The sequence below is a fragment of the Streptomyces sp. NPDC050658 genome (genome assembly GCF_044457025.1).
GTDB lineage: Bacteria > Actinomycetota > Actinomycetes > Streptomycetales > Streptomycetaceae > Streptomyces.
Window position 1 is genome coordinate 995,123 of sequence record NZ_JBITGM010000001.1, and the last position, 19,989, is coordinate 1,015,111.

Consider the following 19,989-nt stretch of genomic DNA (forward strand, 5'->3'; position numbering starts at 1 on the left):
TTCCTACCGCCCGTTGAACGCGTCCTTAAGGCGCGAGAACAGCCCCTGCTGCCCAGGCTGGAACTGCCCGGTGGGCCGCTCCTCGCCCCGCATCTGCGCCAGCTCCCGCAGCACCCGCTCCTGCTCGGGATCGAGCTTGGTCGGTGTGAGGACCTCGACGTGGACGATCAGATCACCGCGACCGCCGCCCCGCAGATGCGTGACGCCGCGCCCGTGCAGCGGGACGGACTGCCCCGACTGCGTACCGGGCCGGATGTCGATCTCCTCCAGGCCGTCAAGGGTCTCCAGCGGCACCTTCGTGCCCAGCGCCGCCGCCGTCATCGGGATCGTCACCGTGCAGTGCAGATCGTCGCCGCGCCGCTGGAAGACGGAGTGCGGCAGCTCGTGGATCTCCACGTACAGGTCACCGGCGGGACCGCCGCCGGGGCCGACCTCGCCCTCGCCCGCGAGCTGGATCCGCGTGCCGTTGTCGACACCGGCGGGGATCTTCACGGTCAGCGTCCGCCGCGACCGGATGCGGCCGTCACCGGCGCACTCGGGGCACGGCGTGGGCACCACGGTCCCGAAGCCCTGACACTGCGGGCAGGGCCGCGAGGTCATGACCTGGCCGAGGAAGGACCGCGTGACCTGGGACACCTCACCGCGACCGCGGCACATGTCACACGTCTGGGCGGAGGTACCGGGCGCGGCACCTTCCCCGCTACAGGTCGTACACACCACAGCGGTGTCGACCTGAATGTCCTTGGTGGTCCCGAAGGCGGCCTCGTCGAGGTCGATCTCCAGACGGATCATGGCGTCCTGGCCACGGCGGGTGCGCGAGCGCGGTCCGCGCTGCGACGCCGTACCGAAGAACGCGTCCATGATGTCCGAGAAGTTGCCGAAGCCGCCCTGGCCGAAGCCACCCGCGCCTCCGCCGCCCGCCTGGGACAGGGGGTCGCCGCCGAGGTCGTAGACCTGCTTCTTCTGCGGGTCCGACAACACCTCGTACGCGGCGTTGATCTCCTTGAAGCGCTCCTGAGTCTTCGGATCCGGATTCACGTCCGGGTGAAGCTCACGGGCCAGCCTCCGGAAGGCCTTCTTGATCTCGTCCTGGGAAGCGTCGCGGCGCACGCCGAGTACGGCGTAGTAGTCCGTGGCCACTTACGACTCCGCCAGGATCTGTCCGACGTAACGTGCCACTGCGCGTACTGCTCCCATCGTTCCCGGATAGTCCATGCGGGTCGGTCCGACCACGCCGAGTTTGGCTACTGCCTCGCTGCCCGAACCGTAGCCGACCGAGACCACGGACGTGGAGCTGAGTCCCTCATGGGCGTTCTCATGACCGATCCGTACGGTCATGCCCGAATCCGTGGCCTCGCCAAGCAACTTGAGGAGCACGACCTGCTCCTCAAGAGCCTCGAGGACCGGCCGGATGGTGAGGGGAAAGTCATGTCCGAAGCGGGTGAGATTGGCCGTCCCGCCGATCATCAGCCGCTCCTCGGTCTCCTCGACGAGGGTTTCCAGGAGCGTCGAGAGCACCGTGGCCACCGTGCCCCGGTCCTCCGCGTCGAAGGAGTCCGTCAGGTCCTGGACCAGCTGCGGGACGTCCGCGAAGCGGCGGCCCGCGACCCGGCTGTTGAGCCGCGCCCGCAGGTCGGCGAGCGAGGTCTCGCCGAACGGGGCGGGACAGTCGATCATGCGCTGCTCGACCCGGCCGGTGTCCGTGATCAGTACGAGCATCAGACGGGCCGGGGCCAGCGAGAGCAGCTCCACGTGCCGGACCGTCGAGCGGGTCAGGGACGGGTACTGCACGACGGCGACCTGACGGGTCAGCTGCGCGAGCAGTCGCACCGTACGAGCGACGACGTCATCGAGGTCGACGGCACCGTCGAGGAAGTTCTGGATGGCCCGGCGCTCGGGGGCCGCCATCGGCTTGACGCCGGCCAGCTTGTCGACGAAGAGGCGGTACCCCTTGTCCGTGGGGATGCGCCCCGCGCTCGTATGAGGCTGGGCGATGAACCCTTCCTCCTCCAGCGCGGCCATGTCGTTGCGGACGGTCGCCGGGGAGACGCCCAGACTGTGCCGCTCGGTGAGGGCCTTGGAGCCGACGGGCTCCTCCGTCCCCACGTAGTCGTGGACGATGGCGCGCAGCACTTCGAGCCTGCGTTCACTGAGCATCCGCGCACACCTCCACCGTTTCGCCCTGACACGTGTCTGCCCCGAGCCCCTGCCTGGCACTCCCCTCAGGCGAGTGCCAGTTCTCGCCGCGCCCAGTGTACGGCCGACGGGTACGGCCCCGGCAAGGGCCGGACCTCGTGCTTCGGCACACGTCCGGGGCAGCGGCTGCCAAGCGGTCCCGCGAGGGCTAGCGTCGGGAACATGGACGTGGCGCTGGCTTGGGACGAGGCGGGTTGGGAGCGGCTCGCGCCGCATGTCGGGCGGCGACGCCTGCCGGTCTGGGACTGTACGGCGGGACTGGTCGTCGGCGGCGAATCGGCGCTGATGATCGAGGCGGGGGCGACGCTGCGGGAAGGTGCCGAGCTGCGGACGCAGGCGCGCCGGATCCTGGGCGGTGACCGCCGGGTCACCCATCTCGCCCTGACGCATCCGCACTTCGACCATGTGCTCGGGGCGGCGGCGTTCGCGGGGGTGGAGCTGTACGGAGCGGTGGGCCTGGACACACTCCTCGCGAAGGGCCGTGACGAGCTGCGCGACTCCGCCGTACGGCACGGGGTCCCGCGGGATGCCGCGGCGGAGGCGGCCGATCTGCTGGTCCACCCGCATCACCTGGTGTGCGGGGAGTGGACGCTGGACCTGGGCGGCGGGGTGCAGGTGCTGCTCGCGAATGTCGGGCCCGGCCACACGGGCCACGATCTGGCGGTGCTGGTGCCGGGCACGGAGTCCTCGCCCGAGATCGTCTTCTGCGGGGATCTGGTCGAGGAGTCGGGCGAACCGCAGGCGGGCTCGGACGCGGTTCCGTCCCGGTGGCCGGCGGCGCTGGACCGGCTGCTTGACCTGGGCGGGGAGGACGCGGTGTACGTCCCCGGGCACGGAGCTGTGGTGAATGCGGAGTTTGTCCGTGCGCAACGCGACTCGCTGGCGACACGCTTCGGCGTGTCGTAGGCGGCGGGGACCGGTCTCTTCCTATCGTCATCCGAATGCGCCAGTACTCCCCCGATCTCACCCCTCCGTGGAAGAAGCCGAAGCCCGTGCCGGAGGTCGCCGCGGAGGCGGATCTCGTGGTGGAGGAGCTGAGCACCGGGTTCTGCGGGGCGGTGATCCGCTGCGAGAAGACGGCGGAGGGGTTGACGGTGACCCTGGAGGACCGCTTCGGCAAGCACCGCGTCTTCCCGATGACGCCGGGCGGCTTCTCCCTGGAGGGCCGAACGGTCACTCTGGTACGTCCTTCCGCCGCCGCTCCGGTACGTCCTGCGGCCCGTACCGCCTCCGGGTCCGTGGCCGTGCCGGGGGCGCGGGCCCGGGTCGCCCGCGCGGGGCGCATCTATGTGGAGGGCCGGCACGACGCGGAGCTGGTCGAGCGGGTGTGGGGCGACGACCTGCGCATCGAGGGCGTCGTGGTCGAGTATCTGGAGGGCATCGACGACCTTCCCTCGATCGTGGCGGAGTTCGCCCCCGGCGCTGACGCGCGGCTCGGCATCCTGGTGGACCATCTGGTCCCCGGCTCCAAGGAGTCCCGCATCGCGGCATCGGTGAGCAGCGCGCACGCGCTGGTCGTCGGCCACCCGTACATCGACGTGTGGGAGGCGGTGAAGCCGGCTTCGGTGGGCATCACGTCCTGGCCCCGCGTACCTCGGGGCCAGGACTGGAAGACGGGCGTCTGCGAAGCACTGGGCTGGCCGCCGAACACGGGCGCCGCCTGGCAGCGAATCCTGTCCTCGGTCCACAGCTACCGGGACCTGGAACCGGAACTCCTGGGCCGCGTGGAAGAACTGATCGACTTCGTGACGGCACCACCTGCCCCCGGCACCTGAAGCACCCCCGCCGCTCCGCGGCGAAACCCTTCCCGCCCACCCGCCCGACACCCGGCGCTTGCCCACCCGCCCCGCGGTGGCATCTTCAGCCCGTCCGGCGTTTGAGGACGAACTCGGCGGAGCCGGTGATCGAGCGAGCCACGAGCCCGACGGAGTCGGAAAGTTCGGGAAGGGGCGGGGTTGGGGAAGGGAAGACCGCCCGAACCTCAGTCCCCTCAGTCCCCCCTCAGTCCCCCCAGTCCCCTCAGCCCCCTCAGTCCACCAGATCCCGCACAACCCCATCCGCCAGCAACCGCCCCCGCAGCGTGAGAACCGCCCGTCCCTCCGCGAACGGAGCCGGCTCCAGCAAGCCGTCCGCCAGCGCTCGCCCCGCGGCCTCGCGCCCCGCAGGCCGCAGCAGGGACAGCGGGCAGCCCGAGAGCAGCCGCAGCTCGAGCAGGATGCGTTCCACTCGGCGGTCCTCGGAGGACAGCCGCTCCCGGCCGGCCCCGGGCGAGCGTCCGGCGGCCAGCGCCCCCGCATACGCCCCCGGATGCTTCACGTTCCACCACCGCACGCCGCCGACATGGCTGTGGGCACCGGGCCCCGCCCCCCACCAGTCGGCCCCGCGCCAGTACAGCTCGTTGTGCAGACACCGCCCCGCCTCGGAGGTGGCCCAGTTGGACACCTCGTACCAGGAGTAGCCCGCGCCCCCAAGCACCTCGTCGGCGATCAGGTACCGATCCGCGTGCACGTCGTCGTCCGTCATCGGCACCTCCCCGCGCCGAATCCGCCGCGCCAGCTGCGTGCCTTCCTCGACGATCAGGGCGTACGCACTGACATGGTCGGGCCCGGCGCCGATCGCCGCGTCGAGCGAGGCCCGCCAGTCGTCGTCCGTCTCACCCGGAGTGCCGTAGATGAGGTCGAGGTTCACATGGTCGAACCCGGCCGCCCGCGCCTCCGCCACGCACGCCTCGGGCCGCCCCGGTGTATGCGTACGGTCGAGGATCTTCAGTACGTGCTGCTTGGCGCTCTGCATCCCGAAGGAGATCCGGTTGAAGCCGCCGGCCCGCAGTTCCGCCAGATACGCCGGGTCGACCGACTCCGGGTTCGCCTCCGTCGTGATCTCCGCGTCGTCCGCGAGCCCGAACTCGTCCCGCACGGCGGCCAGCATCCGGACGAGATCGGACGCCGCCAGCAGCGTCGGCGTACCGCCCCCGACGAACACGGTCCGCACCGGACGCGGATCGTCGCCCAGCACCTTCCGGGCAAGCCGCACCTCGTCGATCAAGGTGTCCGCGTAGTTGTCACGGGAGGCCAGCACGCCGCCCGAGCCGCGCAGCTCGGTCGCCGTGTACGTGTTGAAGTCGCAGTATCCGCAGCGCGTGGCGCAGTACGGGACGTGCAGGTAGAAGCCGAGGGGACGCGAGGCCGCCCCGTCCAGGGCGGACGCGGGCAGCGCGCCGTCCTCGGGCATGGGCTCACCATCGGGCAGTGCGGAAGGCATACCTTCGATTGTCCCGCACCCGGAGCGAACCCCGGCCCCGCTACCGCGCCTGCAGCACCAACACCGCCAGATCATCGTCCGGCGGCCGCTCCGAGACTGCATCCCCCCGGGGGACAACCCCCGAACCCCCAGCCGCACAGACCAGAACCGCCCCACACACACGGCCCCCTCGGCCCCTCGACGAGATCACCGCGCCTGCAACACCAGCACCGCCAGATCATCGTCCGGCGGCCGCTCCGAGACTGCATCCCCCCGGGGGATAACCCCCGAACCCCCAGCCGCACAGACCAGAACCGCCCCGCACACACGGCCCCCTCGGCCCCTCGACGAGATCACCGCGCCTGCAACACCAACACCGCCAGATCATCGTCCGGCGGCCGCTCCGAGAACTCGTGCACAAGGCGTTTGATCCGCTCCGCCACCAGCCCCGCGTCAAGGCCCGCGCACCCCGCGAGCGCCGCCGCAAGGCCGTCCTCGTCGTCGAACATGAGGCGCCCCGAGCGGCGCTCGGTCACCCCGTCCGTGACGCAGAGCAGAGTGTCGCCCGTCCGGAGTTCGAACGTCTCGCTCGTGTACGTCGCGTCGTCGACGACCCCGAGGAGCAGCTGGGGCGTGGCCGCCGCGCTGACGGCCCCGTCCGGGGAGAGCAGCAGCGGCAGCGGATGGCCCGCGCTCGCGATCGTGCAGCGGACGCCGCCCTCGACGGGGACCAGCTCGCCGTAGAGGAGGGAGAGGAAGCGGGTCGTGGCCCCGTCGGGCGGCATTCCCTGGCCGCCCGCGACCGCGACGACCGCCGCCGCCGCGTCCGCCGCCTCCGTCGCGTCGTCGAGGAGGAGCTGGTTGAGGCGGTCCAGGACCTCCGCGACCTGGTAGCCCTCGCGGGCCAGGAGCCGCAGCCAGGGTCTGGCCAGGCCGATCACGACGGCCGCCTCGACGCCCTTGCCCTGGACGTCGCCGAGCGCGAAGCACCAGCGGCCCTTGCCGGCCTGGAACACGTCGTAGAAGTCGCCGCCGGGGCCGCCCTTGTCCCGCGGTTCGTAGACGACACCGCTCTGGACGCCGGGAATCTCGGCCACCGAGCCGGGCAGCAGGCCCCGCTGCAGGACCTGGCTGATGGTGGCCTGCCGCTGATAGCGCCGGGCCGCGCTGACGGCCAGCGCGACCCGGCGGCTGAAGTCCTCGATGAGGCCGGTGACCTCGTCGGCGAAGCGCACGGTACCCGCCCGTCCGATGACCAGCGTGCCGAGCCCGCCCCCGCCCGCCGTGAGGCGGTACGCCAGGGCCGTGCCCGCCTCCTCGCCGGGCAGCGCGTCGCCGGGCCACAGGACGGGGACCGCGCCGGTACCGGCGGAGTCGGGCAGCCGGGGCGGGTCCTTCTCCAGGGTGCGGCGCAGTTCCTCTATGCGCTGCTCGCTGGTGTGCCAGACGCGGGCGAGCCGGGTCCCGGCGACCGAGGAGCCCGTGCCGCGCCCCGCGGCCTCCACCTCGTCGTCGAGCCAGACCGCGCACCAGTCGGCGAGGCGCGGCACCAGGAGCTGCCCGGCGAGCGCCGCCACCAGCTCCTCGTCGAACTGCCCGGCGAGCAGGTCGGAGGCCTCGGCGAGGAAGGTGAGCGCCCCGCGGTTGACCCACTCCGTGTCGTGGGTGATCCGCTTCGGCAGCGGCGCGAGGATCTCGGCGGCTCTCAGCCCGCGCTGGAGCGCCTGTTCACCGGCGTACGACTCGATCTCCTGGACGGCCTGGACGCCCTCGACGGGCAGTCGGGCCCAAACGGTCTTGGTGCCGGTGCGGTAGGTGATGCCCCAGGACTCGGAGAGGGTGGCGACCAGTTGTAATCCGCGGCCGTACTCGGGGGTGCCCGGCGACTGCGGGACGGGTTCGCTGCGGACCGCGCGGGCGGGGTGGTGGTCGGAGACCTCGATGACGAGCGCGTCGGCGCTCTCGCCGAGGCCCGCCTCGTCGAGCCGGCACAGCAGCTCGACGGTGGTGCCCGCGTGCACCACGGCGTTGGTGACGAGTTCGCTGACCAGGAGCACGGAGTCGTCCGCGAGGCGGTCGGTGATGCCCGCCGCCGCGGGAACCGCGAGGTCGGTCCAGTCGGCGAGCGCGGCGCGCACGAACCGGCGTGCGGCGGCGGGCGCCATCGGACTTCCGGGCAGCGTCGTACGCACCACCGCGGGCGGGCCGGGACGGTGCTCCGGCTGGGTGGACGCACGGAGAGTGGTCTCCCGTTGCATCGGAATGGACCCCACGTTTCGGCTCCTGAGCAGTTCGGTCGAATACGCCTCAGGCGACACGGACAGAGTGACAGACTGGCCATGCCCATAAGCACCGAGTTACTGAAGTGGGCCGTTATGAGTGAGAACAGTGCTATGCCCGCGCTCGGATTCGGTCGGATTCCGGCCCCGATACCCCCACCGGACGTGATCACGGCAGCGGCCGTGGAAACCGTCCCTGACGTGCCCCCGGACCGGCCCTCTGAGCTGCCCCCGGACACGGCCTCCGAACTGCGCGTCCTGCTCGCCGCGATGCGCGCCGCGCGGGACGGGGACTTCACCAAGGTCGCGGTGACCGGCAGCGGCGTGACGGCCGAGCTGCACACGGTCTTCAACGAGATGCTCGACCGCTCGCTCCACTTCGACGGCGAACTCACCCGTGTCCGCCGGGAGATCATCCGGCACGGCCATCTCGACGAGCGGTTCTCGTCGAGTCCGGGCCAGGGCAGCTGGGCCACGCGCATCTCGAACGTCAACTCGCTGCTCGACTCGCTGGTCGCCCCGGCGGCCAACGCCACGCGGGTCCTGAACGCGGTCGCGGGCGGCGACCTCACCCAGCGCGTGGACCTGCACGACGGCACGCGTGAACTGCGGGGCGATCTGCGGCGGCTTGGCCGCGCCGTGAACTCGATGGTCGACCAGCTGTCGCTCTTCACGGGCGAGGTCACCCGTGTCGCGCGCGAGGTCGGCACCGAGGGGAGGCTCGGCGGGCGAGCGAAGGTGCGGGGCCTGTCCGGGAGTTGGCGGGACGTGACGGAGGCCGTCAACACGATGGCGGCCCGGCTGACCGCCCAGGTGCGGGACATCGCGCTGGTCACGACGGCGGTGGCGCAGGGCGACCTGACGCGTACGGTGACGGTCGAGGCGACGGGCGAGCTGCTCGAACTGAAGCTCACCGTGAACACGATGGTCGACCAGCTCTCCGCCTTCGCGGCCGAGGTGACGCGGGTGGCGCGCGAGGTCGGCACGGAGGGGCAGCTGGGCGGCCGGGCGCAGGCGCGGGGCGTCTCGGGGGTCTGGAAGGACCTCACGGACAACGTCAACTTCATGGCGTCGAACCTCACTTCGCAGGTACGGAACATCGCGCAGGTGACGACGGCCGTCGCCAACGGCGACCTGAGCCAGAAGATCACCGTCGACGCGCGGGGCGAGATCCTCGAACTGAAGTCGACGGTCAACACGATGGTCGACCAGCTCTCCGCGTTCGCCGACGAGGTCACACGGGTCGCCCGCGAGGTCGGCACGGAGGGCAATCTGGGCGGGCGTGCCCAGGTGCGTGGCGTGTCCGGCGTATGGAAGGACCTCACCGACAACGTCAACTTCATGGCGGACAACCTGACTTCGCAGGTGCGGAACATCGCGCTCGTGTCGACGGCCGTCGCCCAGGGCGACCTGGGCAAGAAGATCACGGTCGAGGCCAAGGGCGAGATCCTCGAACTGAAGTCGACGATCAACACGATGGTCGACCAGCTCTCCGCCTTCGCCGACGAGGTCACACGGGTCGCCCGCGAGGTCGGCACCGAGGGCAACCTGGGCGGTCAGGCGCAGGTGCGCGGGGTGTCCGGCGTATGGAAGGACCTCACCGACAACGTCAACTTCATGGCGCTGAACCTCACTTCGCAGGTACGGAACATCGCGCAGGTGACGACGGCGGTCGCCAACGGCGACCTGTCCAAGATGATCACGGTGACGGCGCGCGGCGAGATCCTCGAACTGAAGGACACCGTCAACACGATGGTGGAGCAGCTGCGCGCCTTCGCCGACGAGGTGACCCGTGTGGCCCGCGAGGTCGGCACGGACGGGCGGCTCGGCGGCCGGGCGCAGGTGCTCGGCGTGTCCGGTGTGTGGAAGGACCTCACGGACAACGTCAACTACATGGCGGACAACCTCACCGGGCAGGTCCGCAATATCGCGCAGGTCGCGACGGCGGTCGCCGAGGGCGACCTCTCCAAGAAGATCGACGTCGACGCGCGCGGCGAGATCCTGGAGCTGAAGACCACCATCAACACCATGGTGGACACGCTGTCCTCGTTCTCCTCCGAGGTCACCCGGGTGGCCCGCGAGGTGGGTTCCGAGGGTCAACTGGGCGGCCAGGCAAGGGTCGAGGGCGTCTACGGCACGTGGAAGCGCCTGACGACGAACGTGAACGAGCTGGCCCTCAACCTCACCACCCAGGTGCGCGCGATCGCCGAGGTCGCGTCCGCCGTCGCCCAGGGCGACATGACCCGCTCCATCACGGTCGAGACGCGCGGCGAGGTCTCCGAGCTGAAGGACAACATCAATCTGATGGTGTCCAACCTCCGCGAGACCACTCGCGCCAAGGACTGGCTGGAGTCCAACCTGGCCCGTCTCGCGGGCCTGATGCAGGGCCACCGCGACCTGATGGAGGTCGCCGATCTGATTCTGCGCGAGCTGACGCCGCTGGTGAACGCGCAGTACGGCGCCTTCTTCCTGGCCGACCCGGACACCGAGGACGCCGCGACGCTGCAGACTCCTCCGGCCAAGGGGCTCGCCTTCATCGCCGGGTACGGCTCGGCACAGGGCTCGGTCGTCGACACGGGCGCGATGCCCGCGCACGGCCTGGTGCGGCAGGCGGCCCTGGAGAAGAAGCGGATCCTCGTCGACGAGGTGCCGCCCGACTACATCAAGATCACCTCGGGGCTCGGGGACGCCACCCCGGCCAGCCTCGTGATCATCCCGATCCTCTTCGAGGACAAGCTGCTCGGCGTGATCGAGCTGGCCACGTTCTCCCGGTTCTCCGATGTCCACCTGGCGTTCTTCGACCAGTTCGTGAGCACGATCGGCGTCGCGATCAACACCATCATCGCCAACTCGCGTACGGAGTCCCTGCTCAGCGAGTCCCAGCGGCTCGCCACCCAGTTGCAGGACCGCTCGGACGAACTCCAGCTCCAGCAGGCCGAGTTGCAGCGTTCCAACGCCGAACTGGAGGAGAAGGCCGCGCTGCTCGCCACCTCCTCCCAGTACAAGTCGGAGTTCCTGGCGAACATGTCGCACGAGCTGCGCACCCCGCTGAACTCGCTGCTCATCCTGGCCCGGCTGCTCTCCGACAACCCCGACGACCATCTCTCCGACCAGGAGGTCCAGTTCGCGACCACCATCCACCGCTCGGGTTCGGACCTGCTCCAGCTCATCAACGACATCCTCGACCTCTCGAAGATCGAGGCCGGCCGGATGGACGTACGCCCCAAGAGCCTCCCCCTGATCAAGGTGCTCGACTACGTCCACGCGACGTTCCGCCCGCTCACCCTCGACCGCGGTCTCGCCTTCGAGGTGTCGGTCGGCGAGGACGTGCCGCGCGAGATGTTCTCCGACGAGCAGCGCCTCCAGCAGATCCTGCGCAACCTCCTTTCGAACGCGGTCAAGTTCACCGCGAGCGGCAGCGTCGAACTGCGGGTGACCCGCGTCAAGCCCGCCGGCGACCGGCCCCGGCACGACGGCGACGACCAGATCTCCTTCGCCGTCAAGGACACCGGCATCGGCATCCCCTCCGAGCAGCTCCCCGTCATCTTCGAGGCGTTCCAGCAGGCCGACGGCACCACCAACCGCAAGTACGGCGGCACCGGGCTCGGCCTCTCCATCAGCCGCGAGATCGCCGGGCTGCTCGGCGGCCGCATCACCGCGGAGAGCAGGCCGGGGCAGGGCTCCACCTTCACTCTGTTCGTTCCCGTGGTGCACCCCGGCCACGGGCCCGCGGCCGCGGCGTACGCGGCCGCGCGGACCGAGGCGCCGCCGGCCCTCGTGGACCGTCCGGCCGCCCTGACACCGCACGCCTTCCGCGACCAGGACGACAGCTGGCCGACGCCCACCAAGCTGGAGGAGTACCGGGAGGGCAGGGCCGGCCGGGTGCTGCGCAGCCGCCGGGTGCTGATCGTGGACGACGACATCCGCAACGTCTTCGCGCTGACCCACGTACTGAGCCGGGTCGGCATGCCGGTCCTGTACGCGGAGAACGGCCGCGAGGGCATCGAGACCCTGGAGCGCAATCCCGACGTCGACATCGTCCTGATGGACATCATGATGCCGGAGATGGACGGCTACGAGACCATCGCCGCGATCCGCCGCACCCCGCGCTGGGCGGGCCTGCCCATCATCGCGCTGACCGCGAAGGCCATGCCCGGCGACCGCGAGAAGGCGATCGCCCAGGGTGCCAGCGACTATGTGCCCAAGCCCGTGGACGTGGACCAACTGCTCACCGTGGCCTGCACCCTGCTGGCCCCCGAGGACGCGGATCCGGCCCGGCCGCCCGCGTCGACGACACCGTCGACAACACCGACGACCACACCGACGACCACACCGACCGAGAATCCCGTCGACCCGGAACAGTCGAGCGCGCAAGGGGAGAACGCTGTTCCGCCGAAGTCCGAGTGAGGCACTGTCACCATGAGCACAGAGGTCATGACCGACAATCGCGCGAGCATCCTCCTTGTCGATGACATGGAGGACAATCTGATGGCGCTCGAAGCCGTCCTGGGGTCACTCAACGAACCACTGGTACGCGCCCGTTCGGGCGAGGAAGCCATGAAGGCGATCCTGCGGCAACGATTCGCCGTGATCCTCCTGGATGTACGCATGCCGGGGATGGACGGCTTCGAGACCGCGTCGAACATCAAACGGCTCGACCAGACCAAGGACGTGCCCATCATCTTCCTGACGGGCACGGACAACGATGCCGGGTACGCCTTCCGGGGCTACGCGACGGGCGCCGCCGACTATCTGACCAAGCCGTTCGACCCGTGGGTGCTGCGCGCCAAGGTCACGGTCTTCCTCGAACTGCACCGCAAGAACCAGCAGTTGGAGAAGATCCTGGCGCGCGAGCAGCAGCAGTTCGAGGAGCTGGCGGCCCGCCTCGCGGCGATCGAGACGCACATGGCGGCCAGCAGCCTCAAGGACGTACTGGAACTGCGCCACCACGTCACGCACATGGAGGAGATGGTGAGGGAGATGCGGCGGGGGCGGGGCGCCTGACCCGTCCGGGGCCGGCGTCCCGCCCCCGGACGGGCGGTGCGGCGGCTCAGGCCTCGCGCGATCCCGCGTACATCTCGTCGATCAGGTGCTGGTACTCGCGCTCGACGACCGGACGCTTCAGCTTCAGGCTGGGCGTCAGCTCGCCGTGCTCGATGTCCAGGTCGCGCGGGAGCAGCTTGAACTTCTTGACGGTCTGCCAGCGCTGCAGGCCTTCGTTGAGCTGCTTCACGTAGCCCTCGATGAGCGCGACCGTCGCCGGGGCGGCGACCACGTCGGCGTAGCTCTTGCCGCTCAGGCCGTTCTCCTTGGCCCAGTCCAGGATGGCGGGCTCGTCGAGGGCGATCAGGGCGGTGCAGAAGTTCCGGTCGGCGCCGTGCACCAGGATGTTGGAGACGTACGGGCAGACGGCCTTGAACTGGCCCTCGACCTCGGCGGGCGCGATGTACTTGCCGCCGGAGGTCTTGATCAGGTCCTTCTTGCGGTCGGTGATCTTCAGGTACCCGTCGGGGGACAGCTCACCGATGTCCCCGGTGTGGAACCAGCCGTCGGATTCGAGCACCTCGGCCGTCTTGTCCGGCAGGCCGTGGTAGCCCTCCATGATGCCGGGGCCGCGCAGCAGGATCTCGCCGTCGTCCGCGATCCGCACCTCGGTGCCGGGCAGCGGCTTGCCGACGGTGCCGGTGCGGTAGGCCTCACCGGGGTTCACGAAGGAGGCCGCGGAGGACTCGGTGAGGCCGTAGCCCTCAAGGATGTGGATGCCCGCGCCGGCGAAGAAGTAGCCGATCTCGGGCGCGAGCGCCGCCGAGCCGGATACGGCGGCGCGCAGGCGTCCGCCGAAGGCCTCGCGGAGCTTGGAGTAGACGAGCGCGTCGGCGACCTTGTGCTTGGCGCCGAGACCGAAGGGCACGGACGCGTTGCCGGTCCTGCGGAAGTTGTCCTGGCTGACCTTCGCGTACTCGCGGGAGACCTCGGCCGCCCACAGGAAGATCTTGTACTTGGCCCCGCCACCGGCCCTCGCCTTGGCCGCGACCCCGTTGTAGACCTTCTCGAAGATGCGCGGGACCGCCGCCATGTACGTCGGCTGCACGACCGGCAGATTCTCGATGATCTTGTCGACGCGGCCATCGACCGCGGTGACGTGCCCCAGCTCGATCTGCCCGGAGGTCAGCACCTTGCCGAAGACGTGCGCGAGCGGCAGCCACAGGTACTGCACGTCGTCCGGGCCGAGCAGGCCGGTCGCCGCGATGGCCTTGGCCATGTACGACCAGTTGTCCTGCGGCAGGCGCACGCCCTTGGGCTTACCCGTGGTGCCGGAGGTGTAGATGATCGTGGCGAGCTGGTCCTTGGTGATGGCGGCGATCCGCTCCTTGACCGCCTCCGGGTTCTTCTCCAGGTGGGCGGCGCCGCGCGCCTCCAGGTCGGCGAGCGAGAGCACCCAGCCCTCGGGGTCGCCGTCGGCGTCCTCGGTGCCCTCGGTGTCGATCACCACGACGTGCTTCAGCTCGGGCAGCTCGGCGCGCTTCTCGCGGGCCTTGGCGAGCTGCTCGGCGTTCTCGGCGATCAGCACCCGGCTGCCGGAGTCCGACAGGATGTACGTCGACTCCTCGGCGTTGGTCTGCGGATACACCGTGGTGGTGGCCGCGCCCGCACAGAGGATGGCCAGGTCGGAGAGGATCCACTCGACCCGCGTGGACGAGGCGAGCGCCACCCGCTCCTCGGGCGCGATGCCCAGCTCGATCAGACCCGCCGCGATGGCGTAGACGCGCTCGGCGGCCTGCGCCCAGCTCAGCGACTTCCAGTCGTCGGGGCCCTCGCCGGAGGCCGCCCGCACCGGATAGCGGTAGGCCTCCGCGTCCGGCGTGGCCGCCACGCGCTCCAGGAAGAGATGCGCCACGGACGGCGGACGGTTCTCGATCAAGGTCTGTGTGTCGCTCACGACATCCTCCGGACCCGCGACAGTGCGGCGACTGGCTGGCGGCTGCTGGTCTTGTTTAACTTGCGAGTAACCTACGAGTGGTGATCAGAGTAGAGCGCGGAAGCCCGCTGCGTAAGGGGCTTCTGCCTGTCACTTCCTACAGCTTCTGCCGGTCACTCCAAACGGAACGGGTCCGCCGCGCGAAAGCGCGACGGACCCGCTGCGATGCCTCTGTGACGCCCGTGCCGTCCGGGGCCGGAGCTACTGCGCCGTCCGGGGCCGGGGCTACTTCTTGCCCTTGCCCGGACCGCTGTCGTCGCTGGAGAGCACGGCGATGAAGGCTTCCTGCGGCACCTCGACGGAGCCGACCATCTTCATGCGCTTCTTGCCCTCCTTCTGCTTCTCGAGCAGCTTGCGCTTACGGGAGATGTCACCGCCGTAGCACTTGGCGAGGACGTCCTTCCGGATCGCCCGGATGGTCTCGCGGGCGATGACCCGGGAGCCGATCGCGGCCTGCACCGGCACCTCGAAGGCCTGCCGCGGGATCAGCTCGCGCAGCTTGGCGACGAGCCGCACGCCGTACGCGTAGGCGGCGTCCTTGTGGGTGACGGCGGAGAAGGCGTCGACCTTGTCGCCGTGCAGCAGGATGTCGACCTTGACGAGCTGCGCGGACTGCTCGCCCGTGGGCTCGTAGTCCAGCGAGGCGTAACCGCGCGTCTTGGACTTCAGCTGGTCGAAGAAGTCGAAGACGATCTCGGCGAGGGGCAGCGTGTAGCGGATCTCCACGCGGTCCTCGGAGAGGTAGTCCATGCCGAGCAGGGTGCCGCGACGGTTCTGGCACAGCTCCATGATCGAGCCGATGAACTCGCTCGGGGCGAGGATCGTGGCGCGTACGACGGGTTCGTAGACCTCGTCGATCTTGCCCTCGGGGAACTCGCTCGGGTTGGTGACCGTGTGCTCGGTGCCGTCCTCCATGATCACGCGGTAGACCACGTTGGGGGCGGTGGCGATGAGGTCGAGCCCGAATTCGCGCTCGAGCCGCTCACGGATGACATCGAGGTGCAGGAGACCCAGGAAACCGACGCGGAAGCCGAAGCCGAGCGCGGCCGAGGTCTCCGGCTCGTAGACCAGCGCGGCGTCGTTGAGCTGCAGCTTGTCCAGGGCGTCGCGCAGGTCCGGGTACTCCGAGCCGTCCAGCGGGTAGAGCCCCGAGAAGACCATCGGCTTCGGGTCCTTGTACCCGCCGAGCGGCTCGGTGGCGCCCTTGTTCAGGGAGGTGATCGTGTCACCGACCTTGGACTGACGGACGTCCTTCACGCCGGTGATGATGTAGCCCACCTCGCCGACGCCGATGCCGTCGGCCGGGGTCATCTCGGGCGACGAGACACCGATCTCGAGCAGCTCGTGGGTGGCGCCGGTGGACATCATCCGGATCCGCTCACGCTTGTTGAGCTGGCCGTCGACCACTCGTACGTACGTCACGACACCGCGGTAGGAGTCGTACACCGAGTCGAAGATCATCGCGCGGGCGGGGGCGTCCTTGACGCCCACCGGCGCCGGGACCTCGGCGACCACCTTGTCGAGCAGCGCCTCGACGCCCATGCCGGTCTTCGCGGAGACCTTGAGGACGTCCTCCGGCTCGCAGCCGATGAGGTTGGCGAGCTCCTCGGAGAACTTCTCCGGCTGGGCGGCCGGCAGGTCGATCTTGTTGAGGACCGGGACGATCTTGAGGTCGTTCTCCATCGCCAGGTAGAGGTTGGCGAGAGTCTGCGCCTCGATGCCCTGGGCCGCGTCGACGAGGAGGACCGTGCCCTCACAGGCGGCGAGCGAGCGCGACACCTCGTACGTGAAGTCCACGTGCCCCGGGGTGTCGATCATGTTGAGGATGTGGGTCTTGCTCTGCTCGGGCCCCTCGGTGGGAGCCCAGGGCAGACGCACCGCCTGGGACTTGATCGTGATGCCGCGCTCGCGCTCGATGTCCATCCGGTCGAGGTACTGAGCACGCATCTGCCGCTGCTCGACCACACCGGTCAGCTGGAGCATGCGGTCGGCGAGCGTGGACTTGCCGTGGTCGATGTGCGCGATGATGCAGAAATTACGGATCAGAGCCGGGTCGGTACGGCTCGGCTCGGGCACATTCTTAGGGGTCGCGGGCACGCAGGGTCCTGTCTCTTGAGGCGCCTGTCGCCTCGGGGTCGGATCTCCGGATCGATACGTAGGTTCCATGGTCCCATGGGTGGGGCAGTGGGCCCGGTTTGGGCCGCTCCAAGGGGGAACGAGGTGTGGATGGGGCCGCTCCGGGGCCCGTGGGGGCTCGGATTGGGCCGGTCGGAGGGCTGCTGGTAACCTGGGCAGCTGTGTCTCTTTGCCCTCTCAGCTTTGAGGCACTTGTCAGAAACACTCAACCGCAGAACCTCTGCGGTAACTGAACCTGAAAAGGCTCTTTCGTGGCGAACATCAAGTCCCAGATCAAGCGGATCAAGACCAACGAGAAGGCGCGTCAGCGCAACAAGGCGGTCAAGTCTTCGCTGAAGACCGCGATCCGCAAGGCTCGCGAGGCCGTTGCCGCGGGTGACACCCAGAAGGCCGTCGAGGCCACGCGCGAGGCTTCGCGTCAGCTCGACAAGGCCGTCTCCAAGGGCGTCATCCACAAGAACCAGGCCGCCAACAAGAAGTCGGCGCTTGCTTCGAAGGTCGCGTCCCTCCAGGGCTGAAGCCCTTGCCCCGGCTCGCCGGGGCGCTGATCAATCCTCCCGCGAGGGTAATTCGAGCCCTCTACCTCGAATCGCGGACAGACCACGCAGTACGCCACGCTGCGACAATGCCCCCGGACCCACTCCGGGGGCATTGCTGTGTTCGGGGGCCGATACCTGCCAGGGGAGCGCCCCTTCAGGGGCGCGGGGCTGTGACATGAGCGGCTCCGCCGCGGGGCGCGACCAGCCACGACGCGCCCGCAGGCGCCGAACCGGCAGGACCCTCAGCGGCGGGACCGCGCCGCACGAGCGATGGTGACGACAGCCTTTTCGAGGGCGTACTCCGGATCATCGCCCCCGCCCTTGACGCCGGCGTCGGCCTCCGCGCAGGCCCGCAGAGCCACCGCCACCCCGTCGGGAGACCACCCCCGCATCTGCTGCCGAACCCGATCAATCTTCCACGGCGGCATCCCCAGCTCCCGAGCAAGATCGGCAGGCCGCCCGCCGCGGGCAGAGGACAATTTCCCGATGGCCCGCACGGCCTGTGCCAACGCACTGGTGATCAGAACGGGCGCGACGCCGGTCGACAACGACCACCGCAACGCCTCCAGCGCCTCCGCCGCCCGCCCCTCCACGGCCCGATCGGCGACGGTGAAGCTGGAGGCCTCCGCACGGCCCGTGTAATAGCGCCCGACGACCGCCTCGTCGATCGTGCCCTCGACGTCCGCCACCAGCTGGGACACCGCGGAGGCGAGCTCACGCAGATCGCTGCCGATCGCGTCGACCAGGGCCTGGCACGCTTCCGGGGTCGCCGAACGACCCAGGCCCCGGAACTCGCCCCGTACGAACGAGAGCCGGTCCGCGGGCTTGGTCATCTTGGGGCAGGCGACCTCGCGGGCTCCCGCCTTGCGGGCCGCGTCGAGCAGCCCCTTGCCCTTGGCGCCGCCCGCGTGCAGCAGGACGAGGGTGATCTCCTCGACCGGCGCCCCGAAGTACGCCTTCACGTCCTTGACCGTGTCCGCCGACAGATCCTGCGCGTTCCGCACGACCACGACCTTGCGCTCGGCGAAGAGCGAGGGGCTGGTCAGCTCGGCGAGCGTGCCGGGCTGCAACTGGTCGGGGGTGAGGTCACGCACGTCCGTGTCCGCGTCGGCGGCGCGGGCGGCGGCCACCACCTGCTGCACGGCGCGGTCGAGAAGGAGGTCCTCCTGGCCCACGGCTAGCGTGAGAGGAGCGAGCGGATCGTCGTTAGCTGTCTTCCTGGCCATCGTCGTCAAGCATCCCACGGGGCACTGACACCCCGTCCCGCGCCGCCGGTCCCGTAGCGGAGAATGGGCAGGTGACCGACGTACGACATGTCCTGGTGCTGCCCGACCGCGACGCCGCGGAGGAAGTGGCCGGGGAGCTGACCGACCGTTTCCGCGTCGCCGAGGAGCCGCAGCTCGTCCGCGACGCCCTGGCCGGCGAGGACGACGCCGAGGACGCCCAGTGGCTGGTCGTCGTCGAGGACCCGGAGCAGCGCCTGGACCCCACCGACCTCGACGCACTGGCGGCGGAGCACGAGGGCTGGCTGGAGGCTCCGTAGCGAACCGGGGCCGAGTTCAGCCCGTAGGCAGGACGGCGGTCAGCCCTTGGGCAGGACGGCGGTCAGCCCTTGGGCAGGACCTGGATGTCGAGGTCGATCGTGATGCTCGGTCCGACGGCGGCGATACCGCGCGCCAGCATCGTCTGCCAGGTGATCGTGAAGTCGTCGCGGTGCAGCTCCGTGGTGGCACGGCAGGCGACCCGCGTCTCGCCCTCCAGTCCCTGGCCGACCCCGAGATACTCGGTGTCCAGCGTCACCGTGCGCGTCACGCCGTGCAGCGTCAGGCCGCCCGTGACCGCCCACCGGCTGCCGCCCTTGTGCACGAAGCGGTCGCTGTAGAACTCCATCGTCGGGAAGCGCCCCACGTCGAGGAAGTCACCGGAGCGCAGGTGGTCGTCGCGCATCTGGACCGCGGTGTCGATGGAGGCGGCGTCGATGACGACATGCATCGCCGAGTTCTCCATCCGGTCCGCGATCCGGATCGCCCCGGCGAAGCTGTTGAACCGGCCGTGGATCCGGGCCAGACCGATGTGCCGCGCGGTGAAGGCGACCGAGGAATGCATCGGGTCGATCTCCCAGTCACCGGGCTCGGGCAGCGTCGGCGGCTGGGCGACCTGGAGCATGACGTCACCGAGGGACGCGTGCGCGCTCTCCGCGACCGTGGCACTCGCCCGGTACGGCGTGAAGCCCTCCGCGGAGACCGCGAGCCGGTAGTCGCCCGCGGGAACCGTCGCCACGAAGGAACCGAACGGATCCATCCCGCCGGTCACCACCTTGCGCCCCATGGCATCGCTGACCGCGAACTCCGCGTGCCGCACCGGCTCATTGACCGGATCGAGCACCCGGCAGCTGAGAACTCCCGCACTCGGCGGAACCGGCACGGCGGACAGCAGTCCCCCGCTCCCGCCGGCTCGATTCGTACGGTTTCCCAGCCAACGGCCGAACATCTGCGACACACCCCCGCAAAGCTTGACAACTCCTGTCCCGAAGAGGCATTCGATCACCGTTGCGGCATTCGATGCAACACGGGCCCACATCGCAGGAATCATGCGCTACTGCTTCTTCTGTAGCGAGTGG

14 protein-coding genes are annotated in these 19,989 nt (G+C 69.8%); 6 read left to right on the plus strand and 8 right to left on the minus strand.

Features of this window, described 5'->3' with window-relative positions:
- Positions 1-3: 3 nt before the first annotated feature.
- Positions 4-1,140 carry a molecular chaperone DnaJ gene (gene dnaJ / locus ACIBKX_RS04520; RefSeq protein WP_363273392.1) on the minus strand — a complete coding sequence of 379 codons (1,137 nt, stop codon included), beginning with the start codon at positions 1,138-1,140 and terminating at the stop codon, positions 4-6.
- A complete protein-coding gene (hrcA, locus tag ACIBKX_RS04525) occupies positions 1,141-2,157 on the minus strand; it encodes a heat-inducible transcriptional repressor HrcA (RefSeq protein WP_363273391.1) in 1,017 nt (338 codons plus the stop codon). It abuts the gene before it with no gap.
- Between the two features lie 201 nt (positions 2,158-2,358).
- Here hrcA and ACIBKX_RS04530 point away from each other — a divergent pair, with 201 nt between their 5' ends.
- The gene (locus tag ACIBKX_RS04530; RefSeq protein WP_399375635.1) at positions 2,359-3,102 is read left to right on the plus strand and encodes an MBL fold metallo-hydrolase; all 744 of its coding nucleotides are present in this window, start codon (positions 2,359-2,361) and stop codon (positions 3,100-3,102) included.
- Positions 3,103-3,137: 35 nt separating this feature from the next.
- Positions 3,138-3,971: a DUF3097 domain-containing protein gene (locus ACIBKX_RS04535; protein WP_363273390.1), complete on the plus strand. Its 834-nt coding sequence runs from the start codon at positions 3,138-3,140 to the stop codon at positions 3,969-3,971.
- 253 nt (positions 3,972-4,224) lie between these two features.
- Here the strand turns inward: ACIBKX_RS04535 and hemW are convergent, their stop codons facing one another.
- Together hemW and ACIBKX_RS04545 are read right to left on the minus strand one after the other, a co-directional pair.
- On the minus strand, positions 4,225-5,457 hold the full coding sequence (gene hemW / locus ACIBKX_RS04540) for a radical SAM family heme chaperone HemW (RefSeq protein ID WP_363273389.1): 1,233 nt from the start codon (positions 5,455-5,457) through the stop codon (positions 4,225-4,227).
- 332 nt (positions 5,458-5,789) lie between these two features.
- Positions 5,790-7,709 carry an ATP-binding SpoIIE family protein phosphatase gene (locus ACIBKX_RS04545; protein WP_363273388.1) on the minus strand — a complete coding sequence of 640 codons (1,920 nt, stop codon included), beginning with the start codon at positions 7,707-7,709 and terminating at the stop codon, positions 5,790-5,792.
- 276 nt (positions 7,710-7,985) lie between these two features.
- Between ACIBKX_RS04545 and ACIBKX_RS04550 the strand changes: the two genes are divergently transcribed.
- Positions 7,986-12,122 (plus strand): HAMP domain-containing protein, encoded by a 4,137-nt coding sequence (locus ACIBKX_RS04550; RefSeq protein WP_363273448.1) that lies wholly within the window; start codon positions 7,986-7,988, stop codon positions 12,120-12,122.
- Between the two features lie 12 nt (positions 12,123-12,134).
- Positions 12,135-12,719, plus strand: coding sequence for a response regulator (locus ACIBKX_RS04555; RefSeq protein WP_363273387.1), 585 nt, complete (start codon positions 12,135-12,137; stop codon positions 12,717-12,719).
- Between the two features lie 46 nt (positions 12,720-12,765).
- Here the strand turns inward: ACIBKX_RS04555 and ACIBKX_RS04560 are convergent, their stop codons facing one another.
- Complete coding sequence (locus ACIBKX_RS04560; protein WP_363273386.1) at positions 12,766-14,655, minus strand: AMP-dependent synthetase/ligase; 1,890 nt, start codon at positions 14,653-14,655, stop codon at positions 12,766-12,768.
- Positions 14,656-14,919: 264 nt separating this feature from the next.
- Positions 14,920-16,791 (minus strand): translation elongation factor 4, encoded by a 1,872-nt coding sequence (lepA, locus tag ACIBKX_RS04565; protein ID WP_363273385.1) that lies wholly within the window; start codon positions 16,789-16,791, stop codon positions 14,920-14,922.
- 290 nt (positions 16,792-17,081) lie between these two features.
- Between lepA and rpsT the strand changes: the two genes are divergently transcribed.
- Complete coding sequence (rpsT, locus tag ACIBKX_RS04570) at positions 17,082-17,348, plus strand: 30S ribosomal protein S20 (protein WP_363273384.1); 267 nt, start codon at positions 17,082-17,084, stop codon at positions 17,346-17,348.
- A 263-nt stretch (positions 17,349-17,611) separates the two neighbouring features.
- On the opposite strand, the gene holA is transcribed toward rpsT, so the two are convergent.
- The gene (gene holA, locus ACIBKX_RS04575) at positions 17,612-18,595 is read right to left on the minus strand and encodes a DNA polymerase III subunit delta (RefSeq protein WP_363273383.1); all 984 of its coding nucleotides are present in this window, start codon (positions 18,593-18,595) and stop codon (positions 17,612-17,614) included.
- A gap of 71 nt (positions 18,596-18,666) precedes the next feature.
- Between holA and ACIBKX_RS04580 the strand changes: the two genes are divergently transcribed.
- Positions 18,667-18,912, plus strand: coding sequence for a hypothetical protein (locus ACIBKX_RS04580; RefSeq protein WP_363273381.1), 246 nt, complete (start codon positions 18,667-18,669; stop codon positions 18,910-18,912).
- Between the two features lie 62 nt (positions 18,913-18,974).
- Here ACIBKX_RS04580 and ACIBKX_RS04585 read toward each other — a convergent pair whose 3' ends face one another.
- Complete coding sequence (locus ACIBKX_RS04585) at positions 18,975-19,859, minus strand: YceI family protein (protein ID WP_363273380.1); 885 nt, start codon at positions 19,857-19,859, stop codon at positions 18,975-18,977.
- Positions 19,860-19,989: the final 130 nt, after the last annotated feature.

Coding starts and splice junctions, on each gene's coding strand:
- hrcA (WP_363273391.1), bottom strand. CDS start 2,157: ATGCTCAGTGAACGCAGGCTCGAAGTGCTGCGCGCCATCGTCCACGAC.
- ACIBKX_RS04530 (WP_399375635.1), top strand. CDS start 2,359: ATGGACGTGGCGCTGGCTTGGGACGAGGCGGGTTGGGAGCGGCTCGCG.
- ACIBKX_RS04535 (WP_363273390.1), top strand. CDS start 3,138: ATGCGCCAGTACTCCCCCGATCTCACCCCTCCGTGGAAGAAGCCGAAG.
- hemW (WP_363273389.1), bottom strand. CDS start 5,457: ATGCCTTCCGCACTGCCCGATGGTGAGCCCATGCCCGAGGACGGCGCG.
- ACIBKX_RS04550 (WP_363273448.1), top strand. CDS start 7,986: ATGCGCGCCGCGCGGGACGGGGACTTCACCAAGGTCGCGGTGACCGGC.
- ACIBKX_RS04555 (WP_363273387.1), top strand. CDS start 12,135: ATGAGCACAGAGGTCATGACCGACAATCGCGCGAGCATCCTCCTTGTC.
- holA (WP_363273383.1), bottom strand. CDS start 18,595: ATGGCCAGGAAGACAGCTAACGACGATCCGCTCGCTCCTCTCACGCTA.
- ACIBKX_RS04585 (WP_363273380.1), bottom strand. CDS start 19,859: ATGTTCGGCCGTTGGCTGGGAAACCGTACGAATCGAGCCGGCGGGAGC.